Annotated in this window: 19 protein-coding genes and 3 tRNA genes; 17 read left to right on the top strand and 5 right to left on the bottom strand. The window is 48.2% G+C overall.

Translation table 11 applies throughout. From position 1 onward, the window contains the following. The first annotated feature begins 117 nt into the window (after positions 1 to 117). Complete coding sequence (locus tag V2P20_RS14245) at positions 118 to 306, top strand: hypothetical protein (RefSeq protein WP_331819421.1); 189 nt, start codon at positions 118 to 120, stop codon at positions 304 to 306. 56 nt (positions 307 to 362) lie between these two features. On the opposite strand, the gene V2P20_RS14240 is transcribed toward V2P20_RS14245, so the two are convergent. Genes V2P20_RS14240 through V2P20_RS14230 form a run of 3 tightly spaced genes read right to left on the bottom strand, consistent with a single transcriptional unit; the run spans position 363 to position 6,279 of the window. Further along, positions 363 to 4,085 (bottom strand): pyridine nucleotide-disulfide oxidoreductase, encoded by a 3,723-nt coding sequence (locus V2P20_RS14240; protein ID WP_331819419.1) that lies wholly within the window; start codon positions 4,083 to 4,085, stop codon positions 363 to 365. Positions 4,086 to 4,141: 56 nt separating this feature from the next. Next, entirely contained in the window at positions 4,142 to 5,029 is an 888-nt protein-coding gene (gene rsgA / locus V2P20_RS14235; RefSeq protein ID WP_331819417.1) for a ribosome small subunit-dependent GTPase A, read from the bottom strand. Next, on the bottom strand, positions 5,029 to 6,279 hold the full coding sequence (locus tag V2P20_RS14230; protein ID WP_331819415.1) for a M48 family metallopeptidase: 1,251 nt from the start codon (positions 6,277 to 6,279) through the stop codon (positions 5,029 to 5,031). The genes rsgA and V2P20_RS14230 overlap by 1 nt, the downstream gene beginning before the upstream one ends. Positions 6,280 to 6,369: 90 nt before the next feature. On the opposite strand from V2P20_RS14230, the gene orn reads away from it, so the two are divergent. The 10 genes from orn to V2P20_RS14180 all read left to right on the top strand — a co-directional run bounded on the left by orn (position 6,370) and on the right by V2P20_RS14180 (position 12,797). After that, positions 6,370 to 6,933 (top strand): oligoribonuclease, encoded by a 564-nt coding sequence (gene orn / locus V2P20_RS14225; RefSeq protein WP_331819413.1) that lies wholly within the window; start codon positions 6,370 to 6,372, stop codon positions 6,931 to 6,933. Positions 6,934 to 6,939: 6 nt separating this feature from the next. Next, on the top strand, positions 6,940 to 7,647 hold the full coding sequence (crcB, locus tag V2P20_RS14220; protein ID WP_331819411.1) for a fluoride efflux transporter CrcB: 708 nt from the start codon (positions 6,940 to 6,942) through the stop codon (positions 7,645 to 7,647). After that, positions 7,644 to 7,961: a DUF190 domain-containing protein gene (locus V2P20_RS14215; protein ID WP_194970154.1), complete on the top strand. Its 318-nt coding sequence runs from the start codon at positions 7,644 to 7,646 to the stop codon at positions 7,959 to 7,961. The genes crcB and V2P20_RS14215 overlap by 4 nt, the downstream gene beginning before the upstream one ends. Positions 7,962 to 7,984: 23 nt before the next feature. Further along, on the top strand, positions 7,985 to 9,256 hold the full coding sequence (gene serS / locus V2P20_RS14210) for a serine--tRNA ligase (RefSeq protein WP_331819408.1): 1,272 nt from the start codon (positions 7,985 to 7,987) through the stop codon (positions 9,254 to 9,256). Between the two features lie 304 nt (positions 9,257 to 9,560). Then, positions 9,561 to 10,064: a hypothetical protein gene (locus V2P20_RS14205; RefSeq protein WP_331819406.1), complete on the top strand. Its 504-nt coding sequence runs from the start codon at positions 9,561 to 9,563 to the stop codon at positions 10,062 to 10,064. Positions 10,065 to 10,506: 442 nt separating this feature from the next. After that, complete coding sequence (locus V2P20_RS14200; RefSeq protein WP_331819404.1) at positions 10,507 to 10,956, top strand: tetratricopeptide repeat protein; 450 nt, start codon at positions 10,507 to 10,509, stop codon at positions 10,954 to 10,956. A 7-nt stretch (positions 10,957 to 10,963) separates the two neighbouring features. Next, positions 10,964 to 12,382 carry a glutamate--tRNA ligase gene (gltX, locus tag V2P20_RS14195; RefSeq protein WP_331819402.1) on the top strand — a complete coding sequence of 473 codons (1,419 nt, stop codon included), beginning with the start codon at positions 10,964 to 10,966 and terminating at the stop codon, positions 12,380 to 12,382. Positions 12,383 to 12,413: 31 nt separating this feature from the next. Further along, a tRNA-Ala gene (locus tag V2P20_RS14190) sits at positions 12,414 to 12,489 on the top strand. A gap of 30 nt (positions 12,490 to 12,519) precedes the next feature. Further along, positions 12,520 to 12,595 (top strand) — tRNA-Glu (locus V2P20_RS14185). A gap of 126 nt (positions 12,596 to 12,721) precedes the next feature. Beyond that, positions 12,722 to 12,797, top strand: a tRNA-Glu gene (locus tag V2P20_RS14180). A 126-nt stretch (positions 12,798 to 12,923) separates the two neighbouring features. On the opposite strand, the gene V2P20_RS14175 is transcribed toward V2P20_RS14180, so the two are convergent. Continuing rightward, positions 12,924 to 13,166 (bottom strand): hypothetical protein, encoded by a 243-nt coding sequence (locus V2P20_RS14175; RefSeq protein ID WP_331819400.1) that lies wholly within the window; start codon positions 13,164 to 13,166, stop codon positions 12,924 to 12,926. Next, on the bottom strand, positions 13,166 to 13,348 hold the full coding sequence (locus tag V2P20_RS14170) for a hypothetical protein (RefSeq protein ID WP_331819398.1): 183 nt from the start codon (positions 13,346 to 13,348) through the stop codon (positions 13,166 to 13,168). The genes V2P20_RS14175 and V2P20_RS14170 overlap by 1 nt, the downstream gene beginning before the upstream one ends. A gap of 275 nt (positions 13,349 to 13,623) precedes the next feature. On the opposite strand from V2P20_RS14170, the gene V2P20_RS14165 reads away from it, so the two are divergent. The 6 genes from V2P20_RS14165 (at position 13,624) to V2P20_RS14140 (ending at position 19,918) form a co-directional block, all read left to right on the top strand. Continuing rightward, on the top strand, positions 13,624 to 14,094 hold the full coding sequence (locus V2P20_RS14165; protein WP_331819396.1) for a host attachment protein: 471 nt from the start codon (positions 13,624 to 13,626) through the stop codon (positions 14,092 to 14,094). 376 nt (positions 14,095 to 14,470) lie between these two features. Further along, complete coding sequence (locus V2P20_RS14160; protein ID WP_331819394.1) at positions 14,471 to 16,558, top strand: V-type H(+)-translocating pyrophosphatase; 2,088 nt, start codon at positions 14,471 to 14,473, stop codon at positions 16,556 to 16,558. A gap of 18 nt (positions 16,559 to 16,576) precedes the next feature. Beyond that, entirely contained in the window at positions 16,577 to 16,891 is a 315-nt protein-coding gene (locus V2P20_RS14155; protein ID WP_194970145.1) for a hypothetical protein, read from the top strand. 117 nt (positions 16,892 to 17,008) lie between these two features. Continuing rightward, on the top strand, positions 17,009 to 18,190 hold the full coding sequence (locus V2P20_RS14150) for an NAD(P)/FAD-dependent oxidoreductase (RefSeq protein ID WP_331819392.1): 1,182 nt from the start codon (positions 17,009 to 17,011) through the stop codon (positions 18,188 to 18,190). A gap of 238 nt (positions 18,191 to 18,428) precedes the next feature. Further along, positions 18,429 to 19,145 (top strand): DUF445 domain-containing protein, encoded by a 717-nt coding sequence (locus V2P20_RS14145; protein WP_194970185.1) that lies wholly within the window; start codon positions 18,429 to 18,431, stop codon positions 19,143 to 19,145. Next, a complete protein-coding gene (locus tag V2P20_RS14140; RefSeq protein WP_331819390.1) occupies positions 19,145 to 19,918 on the top strand; it encodes an alpha/beta fold hydrolase in 774 nt (257 codons plus the stop codon). Before V2P20_RS14145 ends, V2P20_RS14140 begins: the two co-directional genes overlap by 1 nt. Positions 19,919 to 20,464 lie beyond the last annotated feature (546 nt).

Raw genomic sequence — 20,464 nt, 5'->3', positions numbered from 1 at the left:
CGATGCACTACGGCCGGACTTCATAATTTGGTTGCTGCCACAATCCGGGCAGGTAATTTCTTGATAACAGGTCATGCTCCATATTATATGAGCAAATCACATATTTGACCCATTACCTTGCCGTTTTTATTTCAGCATGCCGTCCAGGGCTGGTGCCCTCCGGTCCCGATTTTGCGCCGGCTGGGCGTTCGCACACGCAAGGAAATCGATCGGGAGAAATACGCCTTGAAGATTTTGCGGGGCGACTTTGAAAAGAGCCATATCGGCGATCGCGCCGAGGCGGCTTTAACTGCGGTAAGAATGTAATCGCAATTTCAAGGCCATGCCGGTGCAATTATAGGCACACCGGCATGGCATAGAGTTTATGGCCGATCCGCTTCTTTTTGTTTTTCCAGCAGATAGTCCAGCCAAAGATTGGTCAACTTCTCCTGTACCGAATTTTGCCGCAGCCGTTCATGCAGATGCGTAAAGTCCACACGGTCCAGTTCCTGATCCTGGTTATAGCAGGAATAGACGAAGTATTCTTCGCCTGTTGTCGGATCCGTATGCTTGCACAGGCATTGCGCGCAAACGCCTTTCATCATGCATTGCATCGGCGAGTTGATGGAGCCGATGGCTACGTGCGCTTTCAGGTACGGTTGCAGTACGCCGAAGCGGGCTTCCTTGACGGCCGCCATCATGCGGTCCGAGCCGATTACAACCATATGGTCGACCTCGGACAGGCTGATGGGCTGGTCGCCCAGCTTGCCGTCGGCATAGGCGAGCATGGCTTCCAGAATATTGCCGATAAAGGTTTTATCCTGCGGACGCGACGGTACGATAGGCTCTTCAACATCAGGCGTTTTGTCGACGGACCAGATGATGATGTCCGAGGCGGCTTCGATATCCTCGACTTTGAAAACATCATGCTTGTTTTTGTAGCCGGCAAAATAAATGACGCGATTGCCGGCCGCCCGCAACGCTTTGCCGATAGAGAACAGGACGGCATTGCCTAAGCCCCCTCCCAGCAGCAGCACGGTTTCGCCATGCGGGATTTCCGTCGGCGTACCCGTGACGCCCATGACGATGAGCGGATCGCCGATATTCCAGTTGGCGCACAGGCGCGTGGAGGCGCCCATTTCCAGTGCGATCAGCGAGATCGTGCCTTTTTCCTTGTCGACTTCGGCGCCGGTCAGGGCGATGCCTTCCGCCGCCAGTACCGTGTCTTCGACGGTCGGCGCCAGGGCTTCATAGTTCTGCACCCGGTAGAACTGACCCGGCCGGAACCGCCTGGCCTGCATCGGCGCCTTGACGACGACTTCGATAATGTTCGGCGTCAGCCGGTTGATGGCGACTATGGTCGCTGTCAGGGCTTCATCGAGAGCCGCAAAAAAGGCCCGAAGCGCTGCATCGAGTTGCGGCTGCTGGGCCGGGTCCAGGTTGGCCAGTTCTTTCTCGAACAGCTTGACGATATAGGGATAACCGTCTCTGGCGCTGGCCATGGCCTTGACGACATTGCCGGCATAGACCGGATGGTTGTCGCCGCCGAAACTGATGAATTTATCGCCTTTCCGGTAGGAAGTCAGCGGCGCCGGCTTGCCCAGTTTCGGCGCGGCCTTATCGGCCATAGGCACCAGCTCCAGGCCGCTATCCAGCCATTCCGGCTGATAGCGTTGGAAAAACTGCCGGTCCATCTCGAAAGTGCCGGGATGCTCGCTTTGATAAATCGTATTAGGCGAGGTGCCGGCGGCGATATAAAGGTTGCGCAGCGGCACGGCCACGTCGTTTCCTGAGATGACCCAGCTGCCGTCATCGTCCTGAACCATTTTTTCAAACTGTACCGCTTTCAGATGGCCATGCTCATCGGCCAGCGCCTGCATGGGGCTCATGCCTTCGGCCAAGGCAATGCCTTCGGTGAGCGCTGACGTAATTTCTTCATGATTTTGCCGGTAGGCTGGGGAATCCTTGATGCCTCTGCGGTAGAACAGGGTGACGCCGCCCCATTTTTCAAGCAGCGGATGGAAGTTCGGTTTCTCGCCGGCCGCTTCGGCGCGTTGGCGTTCGGCGCGTATTTCTTTGCCGTGTGATAGAAATTCATCAAGGATTTTGATTTCTTCCTCATCATAACGGATGCGTACCGTTTTCTCGCCGAACACCTGCACCAGTTTTTCATAGCGCGTCAGTATTTTTTCAACCTGCACCGGATAATAGGCCAAAAGTTCGGTGCAGGTGTCGATCGCGGTCAGGCCGCCGCCGATGACGCCGGCCGGCAGGCGCACATGCAGATTAGCCAGCGATGAGTCTTTGGCGGCGCCGGTCAGCTGCAGCGCCATCAGGAAATCGGAGGCTTTGCGGATGCCGCGGATCAGGTTGTTTTTCAGGTTAATAACGGTCGGCTTGCCGGCGCCGGTGGCGATGCTGATATGGTCGAAGCCCATGTTCCAGGCATCGTCGATAGTCAGCGTGCCGCCGAAGCGGACGCCGCCGTAGGCGCGGAAGTTCCGGTTCCGCAGCAGGTTGATATAGATGACTTTCAGGAAGTTCTTGTCCCAGCGCACCGTAATGCCGTATTCGGCCACGCCGCCGAAGCCGGCCAGCCTGCGTTTGTCCAGTTGTTCGTAGAGCTCGCTGAAATCCCGGATCGGTTCGGGCGGCGTATCGGCATCGCCGACCAATCCGACGGGCAGCGGCTCCAGCTTCAAGGCGTCGATAGCCGCAACGCCGAAACCTTCATTCAGCAAGTAATGGCTCATGGTGTAGCCGGCCGGCCCCAGTCCCACGACCAGCGCGTTTTTGCCGTTATAGGGCAAGGCATAAGGGCGCTTGACGTTCAGCGGGTTCCAGCGCGTCAGCAGACTGTAGATTTCAAAGCCGTAAGGCATGAACAGCACATCGGTCAGGACATTGGTCTCGATCTGCGGAATATTGACGGGATCGGTCTTTTGGAAGATGCAGCCCTTCATGCAGTCGTTGCAGATGCGATGGCCGGTGCCGGGGCACATGGGGTTGTCGATGATGACGATGGCCAGCGCGCCGATATTGTCGCCTTGCCGCTTGACCACATGCATCTCGGAGATTTTTTCTTCGAGCGGGCAGCCGGTGATGGTGACATCCAGCGGGTTGGTTTTGAAGGTCTGGGTCTTCTTGTTGCGCATGCCTTTGGAGCAGGAATCCGTGTCGCGCTCGTGGCAGTAGATGCAATGGTCGACTTCGTACAGTACCTGTCTTTCGTTGAAGCGCGGATCGGTCAGCGTAAAGCCGTCGCGCCGCTTGCGTAATTGCTTGGGCCCCACCCAGGCTTTGTAGAGTCCGCGATCGGCGATTTCATGTTCGACAAGATCGTCGAAGTCCTGTTTGCCGGGCGTTTTGAAGCTGAGCCAATCGCTGACTGTCTGGCTGATTTGTTCGTCATGGCGCGCTGCAAAGCTCCAGCGCTGAACGATGTCCAGCAGGCAGTTTACGAATTCGGGCGCATACTGCAGTGCTAGAATGTCGGCAAAGGCGACAGCCGCTGACCCATGCGCGCTCAGATTCCGACGCAACGCCTCTACCGCCTGATCGGCATTCTCGTAGCCGCTGTCTTGGCCTTTGGCGATGAGCGCGTAATGTTTGGCCAGCCGTGCCAGTTCGGAGCCGGCACGGGCTACGCGGCGCTCCGCATCATTATCGCTATTGGTTTTCGGGAAACCCGCTTCAATCAGCAGTTCAAAGCGGCTTGTGATGGCGGAAATGTCCCAGTCATTGATATCCTGCCCCTTAAAGAGTGCGCCAAGCTTGTCGACGACTTCATGTTTATAGGTATAGACCGTATCGAATTCGTCCTTGATTTTGAGGGTTTGAGTCTGATGTTGCCCGGTTACATTGAACAGTTTGGCGACGAACTGGCCGACATAAGGCCCCATGCGTACGAGCAGGTCGGAGATTGCCGTCGGCTCCAGTCCTTCGCCCTGGCTCAGCCGATAGTCTTGAAAGGCCCTGAACAGTTCAGGATTTTGCTGTTCGACCGTCGTGTCGAATACGTCCAGCAGGTCTTTCAGGCGCGTGGCGTCATAGAGATCTGCGTAGTGAAAGCCGGGGATTCCCAGCTTAAAGGTGTTCTGTGCCATACTTTCTTTACTCCGATCAGCTCAAAAATCTGTTCAGGGCTCTTGATAATAAGAGGTTATGCGGGCGGCATTTTCTCCCTAAGCTTCAAAAATCGCTGATAGCGCTTCATTGAAATTTCGCCGTTTTCGGCCGCCGCCCGCACGCCGCAACCTTTGTCATTGACATGCCGGCAGTCGTTGAACTGGCAGCTGTCAATCAACGGTTGGAACTCCCTGTATCCGTAAGCCAGTTGCTGTTCGTTAAGACCTGCCAGTCCGAAAATGGCTACGCCGGGGCTGTCGATCAGATCACCGCCCTGATCCATGTGATACAGCGTCGCGGCCGTGGTGGTGTGACGCCCGTGTTTGGTTGTTGCCGAAATGGTATTGGTTTTGAGTTCCTTATCCGGGATCAGGGTATTCGTTAAGGACGATTTGCCGACGCCCGATTGGCCCGCAAAAATGCTGACCTGACCTTTTAACGCCTGTTTCAGTTCTTCCAAGCCTTCGTGTCCTGGAATTTTGGTGCTGACCCGGTATAACGGGTAACCCAATTTCTGGTAGTCGAGCAACTCCTGTTCGATAGCGTCCGATTGCCCCAGATCGATCTTGTTGAACACTAAAGAGGCGTTGATGTTATGGTTTTCGCAGACGGCCAGGTATTGATCGATCAGTAGAAAATCGCAGTAAGGTTCGATAGCAAAGACCACGAACACGGTGTCGATATTGGCGGCCACCGGGCGGACTTTGTCGTTTCTGGACGGACGGGCCAGTAATGAGCGCCTGGGCAGGATTTCTTCTATACGGCCCTGATCGGGCGCCGATTGCATCCATAAAACCTTATCGCCGACGGCGACGGTATCGAGCCGCCGGCGGGTCTGGCACAGGTAGATTTTGCCGTCGGTTTCGACGGCGATGCCCTGACCTAAGTGGGAAAGGACCAAGCCTTCAAGCAGTTCAGCCATTATGCGCTCTGCATTTTGGATTCCAGGTGGGCGATACGGATAGCCGCCGGCGGATGACTGTAGTGGAAGGCCGAATAGAGCGGGTCCGGCGTCAACGTACTGGCGTTTTCCTCGTACAGCTTGACCAGTCCGCTGATCATTTTGCTGGCCTGAGCGTTTTTCGAGGCGAAATCGTCGGCTTCAAATTCAAACTTGCGTTGAAAGTACGCCATGACCGGTTGCATGAAAAAGGTAAAGACAGGCGAAACCAGCGTGAACAACAATAAGGCTGCGGCATTGGACGGCTGTTGTACGCCGAGCCCGGCATAGAACCATTGCTCATTGATCAGCCAGCCAAGAACAGCCAGACTGATCAAGCTCATGAGCGATGTGGCGATCAGCATTTTAATGACGTGCTTGCATTTGAAATGTCCCAGTTCATGCGCCAGCACGGCTTCCAGTTCTTCATCTTCCAGTGAATTGACCAGCGTATCAAAGAACACGATGCGCTTGTTATTGCCAAGGCCTGTAAAGTAGGCGTTGCCATGGCCTGAGCGCTTCGAGCCGTCCATGATGAAGATGCCCTGGCTGTTGAAACCGCAGCGGGCCAGCAATCCCTGGATCCGGTCTTTCAGCGCGCCTTCCTGCATGGGCGTGAATTTGTTGAACAGCGGCGCGATGACGGTAGGGTAAAGCCAGCTCATCAGCAATGAGAAACTGATCAAAACTACCCACGTCCATAGCCACCAAAGGGAGCCGATGCTGTCCATGATCCACAAAATCAGGGCCAGCAAAGGCAGGCCGATAGCTGCAGATAAAGCCAGTTGCAGAAACTGGTCTTTGATGAACTGTTTGGGAGTGCTTTTGTTAAAACCGAATTTTTCTTCAATGACGAATGTCTGATAAATGCTGGTCGGGAGATCAATCAGATGCATGACCAGAAAAAGAGTGGCTATGGCTCCGATGCCGGCTATTCGCGGCGACAAGTCAAAAGAGGCCCATAATTCAAAAGCGGCATTGATCCCGCCGCCCACCGTCAGAAGCAGCAAGACGATTACCCCGATAATGCTGTCGATATCGCCGAGTTTTCCTTTTGCGATGGTATAGTCGGCCGCTTTTTGATGGGCCTCCAGAGAGACGCTGTTTTTGAACGCTTCAGGCACGGCGCTACGATGACTTTTAACATAAGCGGCCTGGCGTTTGGACAGCCAGAATTGAACCGAATAGGAAATAATCAATGCGATTATGAAGATAATGGTAAAAGTATTCATGGGTTTGAAGCAAAAGTTTAAGAATTAGGCATACAAGATAGCCAATGCTACAATTTACCGCAACCTTATTAATATTATGGAAACAATAATATGGCGCAGGACTCACAGAATCTCATCTGGATAGATCTGGAAATGACCGGATTAAATCCTGATACTGATTTAATCATTGAGATTGCCACGGTCATTACCGATAAAGATTTGAATATCCTGGCTCAAGGGCCTGTGCTGGCGGTCCATCAATCCGATGCAGCGCTGACGGCTATGGATGACTGGAATCAGAAATACCACGGGCAGTCGGGCTTGATTGATAGAGCCAGAGCTTCAACCATTGATGATGCCGAAGCCGAACGGCTGACTCTGGAGTTTATCAAGGAATGGGTGCCTGAAAACAAATCACCTATCTGCGGCAACAGTATTTGCCAGGACCGGCGTTTTCTTTATCGGTATATGCCCAAGCTGGAAGCCTACTTCCATTACCGCAATCTGGATGTGTCAACGCTGAAGGAACTGGTTGCCCGTTGGGCGCCGGAATTGAGAAGCGGCTTTAGCAAGAAAGCTACACACATGGCTTTAAGCGATATTATCGAATCGATTGAAGAGCTGCGTTATTATCGGGATCATTTCATTGCCTATAAGGGCACAGGTAGCGCCTGAGTCAACATGAATCAATTGATCGCCGTGGCATTGGGCGGCTCGCTTGGCTCGGTGCTGCGCTTTTTAGTTTCAACGGGAACTTATCAATGGCTAGGGAGAGGATTCCCTTATGGCACGTTAGCCGTAAATGTGATCGGCTCGTTTTTAATCGGCTTGCTGGCTGAAGCCCTTATTCTGCAACGTATCGCCTTCGCCTTGGAATATCGGGCCGGAATTCTGGTGGGTATCATGGGCGGCTTTACGACGTTTTCGAGTTTCTCGCTGGAAACGATTTATTTGATCGAACAGGGCAGTTTCGCTAAAGCCGCACTGAATGTCTTGGTCAGCATTGCGGCGTGTCTGCTGGCTGTCTGGCTAGGGCTGCTTTCCGGTCGATCGTTATTTCTTTACTCGGGCGGCGCCATACAATGGCCGGGCGGATTATTTCCTTATGCATTGGTTATCGTGAACGCCATCGGCGCTTTTTTAATAGGTATTGTAGCAACTATTTTATTGCAGAAAGCGTCGCTATCCATGGAGTATCGGGCTGCGATTATGATAGTTATCGTGGGCCTTTACTTAACCTTATCCGGTTTATATTTAATTTTATATATGATCGAGCATGGTTATTCATTTGAAAACCATTTGAATTTAATGCTCGGCATTTTTGCCGGCAACGGTTTGATCAGTATCTTGGTGCTCTGGACGGGCTTATGGGTGGGCAGACAGATATGACTACAACTGAAATCACAATTGCCAGAGTTTATACCATGGAAGGGCGCGATCATCTTAATCGGATCCTGGATATTCTGCATAACGAGGAAAAGATCAAGGGCCTCACAGTGATTCGCGGTATTGCCGGAGCGGGCGCGTCAGGTGAGATCCATACCTCATCGCTGCTTGATCTGTCGCTGGAATTGCCGTTGATCATCGAATTTTACGATGAGCCTTTAAAAGTCGAAAAAGCCATCCATGAACTTCAGTCAAGGCTGAATCTCAAACATATCGTTAGCTGGCCGGCAACGGCACATATTCATTCAATTTCTTAATTTTAGAAGGTAACTACACCGTCATGTTAGACCCCCATTTATTTAGAGCTGATCTTGATTTTGTAAAAGAACAATTAAACAGACGTTCATTCAGTTTTGATTCGGAGTTCTACACCGCGCTGGAAGCCAGACGCAAAGACATACAAGTTAAAACCCAGGAATTGCAGAACGAGCGCAACAGCCGGTCCAAGGCGATTGGGCAGGCCAAGGCCAAAGGCGACGACATTCAGCCTCTCTTGGATCAGGTTCAGCATTTGGGCGATCAATTGAAAGAAGCGGAAACGGAATTGTCCGAAGTCCAGGCGCAAATGGCCGCCTTGATGGAGGGTATTCCCAATATACTCGATGTCAGCGTGCCGGACGGCAAAAGCGAAGACGATAACGTTGAAATCAGCCGCTGGGGCGATATTCCCGCATTCGATTTCGAACCCAAGGACCACGTCGATCTGGGGGCAAAGAGGGGTATGGATTTCGAGTTGGGCGCCAAAATTGCCAGCGCCCGGTTTGTGGTTTTGAACGGTCCATTGGCAAGACTGCAGCGCGCGATCATTCAATTGATGCTGGATACGCATGCCTTGGAACATGGTTACAGCGAAACCTATGTGCCGTTTCTGGTCAATGCGGATAGTCTGCGCGGCACCGGCCAGTTGCCGAAGTTTGAGGCCGATCTGTTTAAGGTCGAAAATGACACGCCTTTCTATCTGATCCCGACTGCTGAAGTGCCGGTCACGAATATTGTCAGAGACGTTATCGTCGACGCCAAGGACATGCCGCTGAAATTCGTTGCGCACACGCCCTGTTTCCGCAGCGAAGCCGGCGCATACGGGCGCGATGTGCGCGGCATGATCCGCCAGCATCAGTTTGAAAAAGTCGAGCTGGTGCAGATCGTCAAGCCTGAAGATTCCGCCAAAGCGCATGAAGAACTGACTGAGCATGCTGAAAATATCCTGAAAAAACTGAAACTGCCTTACCGCAAGGTGTTGCTGTGCGCCGGCGATACCGGCTTCTCCTCAGCAAAAACCTATGATCTCGAAGTCTGGCTGCCGGGGCAGGGCGCCTATCGTGAAATATCTTCGTGCAGTAATTTCAAGGATTTTCAGGCCCGTCGCCTGCAGGCGCGCTGGCGCAATCCGGAAACCGGCAAACCTGAACTGGTGCATACCTTGAATGGCTCAGGCCTGGCGGCCGGCAGAACCCTGATCGCGGTTATGGAAAATTATCAGGACGCTCAGGGACGTATTCGCATTCCTGAAGCATTGCTCCCTTATATGGGAGGACTGGAGATTATTGAGTAATTGAATATTAATGTATTCATTAAGTAAGTTGGCAGATTATGAAATCTGCCGGCTATTTTATTAATCGAAATAAAAGCGCGACAATATTCAGTTTTGCGCTTAACGGAATAAACATACAGTTCCACATAATATTCTTTAAATGAGTTATAAACGGTGGAAGTGACAAATTTGGTAACAAAATGACAAATTTCGTAACACATTTTCTTTAAAAAAAATGCGAGCCGGTTAACGCTTTGTTAAGTTTTAAGCATATATACTTATACCCAATATGTATCATGGTGATACGTATATTTGGGAGATAATAATGAAAAAATTTGGTTTAAGTTCTTTGGTTGCTGGCTTATTGGCGGCTAATGCAGCGGTAGCCGCTCCTACTGTAGTAGAGGGCGGGGCCGTTTTTACAGCGGCTAATGGTTTCTTAACTGTTCGATTGGTTGATGCAGTCGATCCGCTCAAGTTGGTTCCGCCATCAGACGCTTCGTGTCCAGCAACTACTCCAGTACCCAATGCAACTGATGTCGTTGTTAAAGACGGGACAGCATTTGTTACTACAAGCACTGGAACTGTGGCAACAGTTGATGTCAGCACGTGCGTATCAAGCTATTGCGATGCCGAGCCGGTTGTTAACTTGAATGATGGGCATAAAGGAGAGTTGTTCATTCCTTGCTTAGATGTCAACGGTAAGAGATATGATATTACAATGGAACAGCGCGGCAGTTCCATGAACTGGGAAGTCGTTGGATTCCCTGACTCAGAACATCATCATGGCCATGACGATGATAAACATGATGATAAACACAAACATTAATTTGTAAACAATCATCCAAGAGGCCGAGGATGTAGAGTTGCATCCTCGGTTTTATTTTTTAAATTCATGAGCGACAAGCGTCGCTATGCTTGTGAAACTTGCAGAACTTTAACTTGGTTCTTGCTTGATTTAGTCAAAGTTAACCCCTTTTTGCCTGCCTTTCTTAATTCAATTCATAGCTGTGCTTCCAGCAGTGTATTTGATGTGTTAAATCGGATGAACTGGTTGTGCCTGGGCATTAGCCCCGGCTTTTAGGAACGCCGCCCCGTCATCATCGGCTTCAATTGCGACCGGTACAGCAGCATTTTAGTAAAATGCTGCAGACAAATTTACTATCAATTACTTAAAAAATGCAGATCATTGACTTTTTCATAAATGAATAATTCATCTTTATAATATGACGTGAAATAATACAAATGGTTTATTAACTATGGGGTTGGAAATGATTAGAGTATTGGTTTTATCAGTGCTGTTAGCGTCAAGTATTGCCATACAAGCAGTCGAAAGCGATATTCAACAAATGGCGGAGCAGGGTGACGCCTTAGCTCAGGCTAAATTGGGCGCGATGTACATATTGGGGCGGGATGGCGTAGACAAAGATGAACAGAAAGGGGCCGAGTGGATGCTGAAAGCCGCCAAGCAGGGTCTTATTGAAGCGGAAGTGGTTATGGCGGCGCTATATGATAGAGGAATGGGGGTGCCGCAAAATGTTGATACGGCAACGCAATGGTATGAAAAAGCCGCTGTCAAAGGTCATGGTGCCTCGCTGGCACTTCTGGGAAGGAATGAGACGGCTAAAGGCAGCGTTGCCTTTAATTACAAAACGGCCCGCTTAACTGCAGCCAGGCAAATTCCAACAGAATATGCGAAAAAAATTTTACTGAAGAAATAAATATCAAATGAGTATCAAAACACGATTTGCCCCGAGTCCAACGGGCTACTTGCATATAGGCGGCGCTCGTACCGCCTTGTTTTCCTGGCTTTATGCGCGCAAGCATGGAGGGAGGTTTATCTTAAGGATCGAGGATACCGATCTGGAGCGTTCAACACAGGAATCGGTGAATGCCATTCTGGAAGGTATGACCTGGCTGGGGCTGGAGTACGATGAGGGACCTTTTTATCAAACTCATCGCTTCGATCGCTATAAAGAAGTTATTCAACAATTGCTGGATCAAGGCGATGCCTACTATTGCTACTGCAGCAAAGAAGAACTCGAGCAGTTGCGCGCCGAGCAAATGGCTAACAAGCAAAAGCCGCGCTATAACGGCAAATGCCGGGATTCTGCCGTACCGCACGGCGAGGGGATGCCGGTCGTTCGTTTCAAGAATCCGACTGACGGGGTTGTTACCATTCCTGATCTGGTTAAAGGCGAAATTGTCGTCGCCAATAAAGAACTCGATGATTTGATTATTGCCAGGGCAGATGGTACGCCAACCTATAATTTAACCGTTGTGGTTGATGATATGGATATGGGTGTGACGCATGTTATTCGCGGCGATGATCATATAAACAATACGCCTCGGCAGATGAATATCCTGAAAGCATTGGGTGCCGAGCTGCCGAAATATGCCCATCTGCCTATGATACTGGGTTCTGATGGTGCCAGGTTGTCAAAGCGGCATGGCGCTGTCAGTGTCATGCAATACCGTGATGATGGCTATCTGCCGGATGCGCTGCTTAATTATCTGGTCAGGCTGGGCTGGTCTCATGGTGATCAGGAAGTCTTTTCCCTGGATGAAATGGTTGAGTATTTCAAACTGGAAAACGTCAACGTATCGGCTTCCACATTCAATCCTGAAAAGCTGTTATGGCTGAATCATCAGTACATCATGAACAGCGATCCAGCTCATGTTGCGCGCCATTTAAGCTGGCATATGGGCGAACTGGGCATTGATCCTTCGGAAGGGCCGGATCTGATTGATGTCGTAAAAGCGCAAAAGGAACGCAGCAAAACATTAGTTGAAATGGCGGCAGCAAGTGTTTACTTCTATAAAGACTTCGATTCCTATGACGAGAAAGCGGCTAAAAAGAACTTCACGGCAGGGACGGAAGAAGTGTTGGCCCGATTGCACGATGAATTTTCCGCAATCGCCGAATGGGAAGGCGAGAAATTACATCAGATCGTCATCAACCTTGCCGAAGAGATGGAACTCAATTTGGGGAAAGTGGCGCAGCCTTTACGTGTCGCTGTTTCCGGGACTTCTGTTTCACCGGCGATCGATGTGACTTTATCGCTTCTTGGCAAAGAAAAAACCCTGTCTCGGATACTGCGAGCGATAAATTTTATAAAAACTCAAAATAATAGTGGACAAAACTGAAAAAACCTGTAAAATGGCGGTTCTTAACTAAGGGGCCATAGCTCAATTGGGAGAGCGCAACACTGGCAGTGTTGAGGTCGGCGGTTCGATCCCGCCTGGCTCCACCAAGAAGCCAAAGGCTGACTAAACCCGTTTTAGTCCCCATCGTCTAGTGGCCTAGGACACCGCCCTTTCACGGCGGTAACGGGGGTTCGAACCCCCCTGGGGACGCCATGAATTCAATAGGCTTATGTTTTGCATGGGCTATATGAGAACATGGGGTTTATATAATATAGTTAAGAAGTAGCTATCAGCAGACTTTATAGTTTGCTAAAAATTAGGCTGACTAAACCCGTTTTAGTCCCCATCGTCTAGTGGCCTAGGACACCGCCCTTTCACGGCGGTAACGGGGGTTCGAACCCCCCTGGGGACGCCATATAATAGAAGGGCTATCTTGTATTGGATAGCCCTTTTTTTATGCCCGTTATTTATTTGGCTTTTCTAAAGTGCCGTTTCGGCATATTCTTCCTTGCCTATAACACTCGCAATGGAGGCAGCCAAGTTATTTTTCTCGCTCAGTTTCAGCTAAAAATCCCTTTAATTGCTTGATGCTATGACATGACTGACATTGGCCTTCGTTGAAATAAGTTTCAAGCTGTGGATTTTGAGCGAGGGTTTCAGCGGTAAAATTTTTTTGTTGTATTGTTTGATTTTGCCTTTTGTCTTTTGGAAGTTCTGATGCCTGCGAACTGACAAGTATTGTAATACACGTTAAAGCGACAATAATGGAATATTGCATAGTCATTAGAAGTTATGGCTTAAAGTCGCTTTATTAGGCATGAGCTTTTCATTTGTATCATAGATGATTGCTAATTCAGTATAACCAGGTTCAACAATCATATTCTGATATCCCCATAGGTCCTTGTCGCTTTCGATAGTACTTTGCTGCAGGACATGAAGCGTTTCATTAGTGCAAGAGGCAGCCATCTTATCTCTCCAGTTTTCATCGAATGGCTAAAGAAACTCACACTCAGGATCACTTCAAATGTCTCTATATAACCATTTTAATTTTTAAGTATTTATAACGTAACATCAAATGCAAAGGTATTGGTGTAATAACTTAAGTATAAACACTTAGAAAATAAATAGATCACATGGTCATTGAGTAAATAGCTCTATGTAAGCATACGTATAGATATTTTTAGTAATAGAGCATAATGTTGAATGGTCAATTGGATAATTTCTTACTAGAGGAAATAACCATGAAATCATTCTGGATACTTGTTGCTGATAGTAGTCGGGCGCGAATATTTACCGCCGATACGCCTTCTTCACCTTTAGAAGAACTTGAAGATATTGCCCATACAGAAGGCCGTCTGCATGATAGGGAAATAACCTCTGACCTGTCAGGAGGAATGCGGTATTCAGGTGGTACAGGAAGTGGGGGTAACGTAGAGGGGCATAATTATAGTCCGTCCAGTGATCCAAAAAAACACGAAATCGACAATTTTGCTCATTCCATTGCTCAGCATTTGGAAAAGGCCCGTAGTGAAAATAAGTTTGAGCAATTAGTAGTTATTGCAGAGCCTAAGTTTTTGGGAATGCTTCGTAATAATTTTTCGGAGCAAATAAAAAAAATGGTTTGCTTAGAGCTGGATAAATCTATTACTACACATAGCGCTGCTGATATTCGAGCGCATCTTCCTATGTACTTGCCGACCCAGAGCTTATGATCAAGTTGGAACGAACGGGAGTAGTGAATCGTTGTTTGATTACTGAATTTTAGTTCCAGAAAATCAAAAAAGGTTCTCTAATTAGCTTTGCTTAATTAAATCATTTATAAATGACAAAATGAGTTATAAATTTTTTTAATGGTAAATGTATAAATAATAAGCAAGAAAAATATTTATTTATATGACTTAATTTTTATATCTCATACACAGATGGTTAAAGCGGCTTTTAATACTAATTTTTTGCTTATAACTGATAGAGCAGCTTAAAGTAGGGTGTCATAAAGAATCAGTAATTTTTAATTGATGAAAAATAATTATTTGGTAATGCTGATTATCTAATATCGAATGGATTAATAATAAAAAATGGGGAATACAGATGATGCAAACAACTTTTATTCCGCCGTTATTTGGGCTGTTTGGGCTGCTGGCCGCTTTTATAATTTTCCTCAAGGTAATGCGTTATCGCGAAGGCGGTGAGCGGGTCACCAAAATTGCGCATCAGATTCATCTGGGGGCTATGGTTTTTATGCGGCGCGAATATGCGATGCTGAGCCTATTTGCTGGTGTAATAGGGGGGCTGCTGTATTTTTCGCTGGGCTGGATGACAACATTGTCTTTTATTGTTGGTGCAATAACTTCGGGGTTAGCCGGTTTTCTTGGTATGTTTACCGCTACTAGAGCCAATGTCAGAACAACTACCGCAGCTTATGAAGACGGTATGTCCGCCGCATTATCAGTCGCTTTTTTTGGCGGTTCCGTGATGGGTTTAGCCGTAGCTTCGTTAGGTTTGCTCGGATTGGGCACGCTCTATTTATTTTTTGGCGGTGATGCAGAAACAGCTCATGCAATTCACGGATTTGGCATGGGAGCTTCAACTGTTGCCTTATTTTCTCGCGTAGGTGGTGGAATATTTACCAAATCTGCTGACGTCGGAGCTGATCTGGTAGGTAAAATCGAAATCGGCATTCCTGAAGATGATCCGCGTAACCCAGGCGTTATTGCTGACAATGTCGGTGATAATGTCGGCGATGTGGCCGGCATGGGGTCAGATATTTTTGAATCTTATTGTGGAGCGATGATTGCCACCATTGCCATGGCCGGTTCTATGGAGGCTGAAATTATCGATCCTCTGGGGTTGCGTGAGGATCTGATGTTTTTGCCGTTGGCTTTATCTTCTACAGGACTCATCTGTTCCATAGCGGGTATCGCCTTAGTGCATCAGGCAGGCAATAAACAGATTGAAGTGCTTCTGAGGCATGAAGTTTTGGGGTTTCTTGCTAAACCTTTGATGGAACTCAAGTTAAATGCCAGCGAAAAGCCTGAATTGGCCTTGCGCAGTGGTACATTGGGCGCGTCCATTCTGTTTATTTTGACAGCTTTTCTGGTTGTAGCCGTTATGGGGATTAGTTTAAAAGTCGCATTAGCCGTATTGGCTGGTGCGGCAGGAGGAGTGGTGATTGGGCTGGTGACTGAATATTACACGGCCAGTAAACCGGTTCATCGAATTGCTGAATCAGGGGAAACCGGGCCGGCTACAGTGATGATCACGGGCCTGGCTGTAGGGATGGAATCCGTCGTCATACCGGTGGTGACAATTTGTGCAGTCATTTTGGCCAGCAGCTCTCTGGTGGGTTTATATGGCGTTGGCATTGCGGCAGTAGGCATGCTGGCAACCGTGGGCATTACCATGGCGATTGATGCCTATGGCCCCGTTGCTGATAACGCCGGCGGCATTGCCGAGATGGCCGGACTGGGGCCTAAAACGCGTGCGATCACAGACTCTCTTGATGAAGTAGGCAATACTACAGCTGCAATCGGCAAGGGTTTTGCCATCGGTGCCGCCGCATTGGCGGCATTGGCGATTATCACTGCTTATGTTGAGACTGTCAGCGTTCGCGTCGAAAATTTCCAGTTGAATTTAAATAATCCAGAGGTGCTGATCGGTCTTTTTATCGGCGGCATGTTGCCTTACATTATTGCCTCGATCACAATGACAGCGGTTGGCGATGCCGCATTCGAGATGATCAAGGAAATTCGCCGACAATTTCGCGAAATTCCCGGTCTGCTGGAAGGGAATGCTGATCCGGATACGGCAACCTGTATCGATATAGCGACCAAGGCGGCGCTTAAGAAAATGATCTTGCCGGGAACGATTGCTATTGCTGCGCCGCCCGTGGTCGGCTTTACCCTGGGCCCTGAAGCACTGGGCGGCATGCTGGGCGGTGCGTTGCTTTCCTGCGTATTGTTGGCCTTGATGATGGCGAACGCAGGCGGTGCCTGGGATAATGCCAAGAAGTATATTGAAAAAGGCCATCACGGCGGTAAGGGCTCTGAAGCCCATAAGTCTGCCGTTGTCGGAGATACGGTCGGTGATCCTTTTAAGGATACCGCCGGTCCATCAATGAATATTCTCATCAATGTGATGGCTATTGTCAGCCTGGTTATTGCTCCTTTATTAAGTTAGCGGAGAGGAGAGACAATTGTGAAAGCTTATTTATTATTCTCTGGCAGTGGTACTCTGGTGGTTCTATCGCAGCATGACGATGTCGAACACAAATTGTTTCTGGAAAAGTTGGCTGGCAAAGGCATCTATAAATTCATCGCTCACGAAATTCCTTTGGAGCTGGCAAAAGAACGGTATGGCAAGCATTTTGATATAGCGACCCATGATTTATATGAAACGGATCATTTGCGTGTTGTCGATTACAATGGTGAGCGCGCTATGAGGCTGTTTAAGTTCAGCGAGCTCGGTCCTGAGATCATGCATGAGCCGGACAGTTATCCTGAGCTTTTCTAGTGGTCTAGTGAGCTGCAATAGTTCCAGTATAAAAAGCCTGGCTATACGACCGGTTTTTATGTTTAAAAAATGAGCATATTTGTTGTATAGTTGCCCGCTTTTGTGTGGGAGCGGGTCATGATTGAGGCTGATGTGATCATTATAGGCGCAGGGGCCTCAGGTTTGATGTGCGCGATCGAGGCGGGCAAAAGAGGCCGTAAAGTCATTGTTCTGGATCATGCCAACAAGGCTGGCAAAAAAATTCTGATGTCCGGCGGCGGACGCTGCAATTTTACTAATTATGAGGTTGGACCTGACAATTACATTTCACATAACCCGCATTTTTGCAAATCAGCGCTAAGCCGATACACGCAGTGGGATTTTCTGGCCCTAGTCGGGCGCTACCGTATTCCATTTCATGAAAGAGATCATGGGCAGTTATTCTGTGATGAGAGCGCTCGCGATATTCTCAATATGCTGCTATCGGAATGCGATAAAGCCCGTGCAGTCATACAGCTGAACACCAGCATAGGCACCATTGAGCAGGCAATCGACAAGCGCTTCCAGCTTAAAACTAACAAAGGCAACTATATCTGTCAGTCATTGGTGGTTGCAACCGGCGGCCTGTCCATTCCGAAAATGGGCGCTACGCCTTTGGGCTATAAAATCGCACAACAGTTTGGCATCAAAGTGCTGCCTACGCGTGCGGGCCTGGTGCCGTTTACATTGCAGCCGGAGGATAAAGCTAAATTCGCGGTGTTATCGGGGGTTGCGGTTCCATGCGTCATCAGCAACAAAAGCCGAAGCTTTAGTGAAAATATTTTGTTTACGCATCGCGGCTTGAGTGGTCCGGCTGTTTTGCAGATTTCATCGTATTGGCGTCCTGGTGAGGAAATAATGATTAATCTGCTGCCGGGCATGGATCTGGATGCGGATCTGAAATCAAAGCGTCTGCAAAAGATCAAAAGCAAGCTGAAGACGTACCTGGACGGTTACTTACCTAAGCGATTGATCAGTAGCTTATTTGCTGAGGATGTGCTGGAGCTCTCCTTGCAGGACCTTTCCGACAAACAGATTCGACAGATTTCGGAGCAGATTCATAGCTGGGCCATTAAGCCTAACGGCACCGAAGGCTATCGTACTGCTGAAGTGACTTGTGGCGGGGTTGACTGTAACGCCATCTCGTCTAAAACAATGGAAAGCAATGCGGTGCCAGGGCTTTACTTTATTGGCGAAGTGTTGGATGTTACCGGCTGGCTGGGCGGCTATAATTTTCAATGGGCATGGTCTTCAGCCTGGTGCGCAGGGCAGTATGTATAGAAATGGGCAAGCTACTAAAAGCCATATTGGCCAATCTTATTTTATAATTACTAAATCCATCAATATTACATAGACTGATGATGCCTTGATATAATAAAGACAACTCAAAGCAAAAGTTCTGGCGGCGACTGCCTAAGTTGAAAACTTGGCGTCAGTTGATCACGCACATCCCATTTTAAGCAAAATTTTAGAATTTTCAGCAGTGGTTGGAGAAGTTTCCAACTCTATATTAAAAACAATGGAAAAAATAATTGATAAAAGTTTTCTCACTAATCTAATTGCTGTTGCGATTATTATTACAGGCTATATCGTACAACAGGAACTGGTGAGAGCAATTGGTTACTTTGCCCTGTCGGGCGCAATTACCAATTGGCTGGCCATTCATATGCTATTTGAGAAAGTACCTTATCTATACGGTTCAGGCGTAATACCGAACCGATTTGAAGAGTTTAAGAGCTCTATCAAGCAACTCATGATGCAGCAGTTCTTTACGATCAATAATATTGAGAATTTTATTGAGGCTGAAGAGCAGCAAGGCGAAAAAATATTGAATCTGGAGCCGCTATTGAACGCGGTTGATTATGATAGAGTGTATGAAGGGCTGGTTGTATCTATCATGGGCTCTTCTTTTGGCGGCATGCTGATGATGATGGGTGGGCCGGAAGCGCTGGCACCGTTAAAAGAGCCTTTTATCGAAAAGATGAAGCATACATTGACTGAGACAGTTGAATCCGACAGCTTTAAGGCAGCGCTGCAGCAGGGCTTGAATGCGCATAAAATCGGTGAGGACATTGTCGGCAAAATTGAAACAGTGATTGATAAGCGATTGAGTGAACTGACACCTCAATTAGTCAAAGAAATGGTTCAGGCGATAATCCGCGAGCATCTGGGGTGGCTGGTTGTTTGGGGCGGCGTCTTTGGCGGCTTGCTGGGCGCCATATTCGGGTTTGCATAATGAAAACTGTCGAATTAGCGTTTGAAGAATCGGGTAGTTCGGATAATTGTCCGTTAATTATTCTGCATGGCTTTTTTGCTTCCTCGCGTAATTGGCGACAAGTGGCTGACCGGCTGTCGGATAAATTTCATGTTTATGTGCCGGATATGCGTAATCACGGCGTGTCGCCTCATGATCCATTAATGGATTATCCTTCCATGACTGCCGATCTTAAGTCGTTTATCGATCAGCGAGGGATAAAGAAGGTCAATTTATTGGGGCATAGCATGGGCGGTAAGATTGCGATGTGGTTTGCGCTTAATTATCCCGAGAGTGTGGACAAGTTGGTGGTCGTTGATATTGCTCCGGTCAGTTATAAGCACAGTTTTGATCCTCTCATTCAAGCACTGAAGTCCTTGCCGCTTAGTGAAATCAGCAATCGTAAGCAGGCGGAAGCCATGCTCGCAGCAGACATACCGGAACTTAGCTATCGTCAATTTTTATTGCAAAATCTTGTACTGAACCATGGCGAGTATCGCTGGAGAATTGATCTGGATATTTTTTACCGGATGGCTCCGAATATAGTAGCTTTTCCCGATGCTGGAACGTTGGCACCTTTTGTCGGAAAGGCACTGTTCATTGCCGGTGCAGATTCGAATTACGTCAAATCCGAGGATATTGCTACGTTATTTCCCAAAGCTACGCTCAATGTCATTGCGAATGCGGGGCATTGGGTGCATGTGCAACAGCCGGATATCTTTGTGGAACAGGTCGTGAATTTTTCATCAGACTAAAACAGGAACCATCTGCCAGACATTTGACTGCGAAAAGATGGGCTGTGGATTAATGCCTTACTAAAAGCGCCATCCAATTCTATCTAAAGCAGAGTCTGTCTTTATATTAATGCAAAGGAGTACGCGTTATTCGTATCTTCAGTCAGTTATAGTTCGCGCTAAAAAATTCTTAAACGGCAGCAAAAAATTATGGTCTTTGTTGCAACGGATAGCAATTTTTCTTCAATGGATGTCAGGTTGGGTTAAAAACAGGGCAATCAATATGTCTAAAACTGCAGTCTGTTTTTGAGCCAAGACTATAATTATTGAAGCGGATTGGCAAAATTCCAGATCGGTAAAACACTGATCACATAAGTAAAAGTAGACGACAATGGACAGTCTTTGTCAGTAAAGGTGACGATAACAGGAAATCTTGATAAAAAATGGTTTGCACAAAAAGCGAATTTTATTGTCTGACAATAGGCGCGTTTGAGCACTGCAAAAAGCCATTTGTCTGTCAGCCGATATTTTCCCGATTACGAGTGGCAATCGATGGATGCAGACCAA

This window comes from Methylobacter sp. Wu1 (genome assembly GCF_036553575.1).
Lineage (GTDB): Bacteria > Pseudomonadota > Gammaproteobacteria > Methylococcales > Methylomonadaceae > Methylobacter.
The sequence above is the reverse complement of the archived record's forward strand: the minus strand, read 5'-3'. Positions and strand labels throughout refer to the sequence as shown.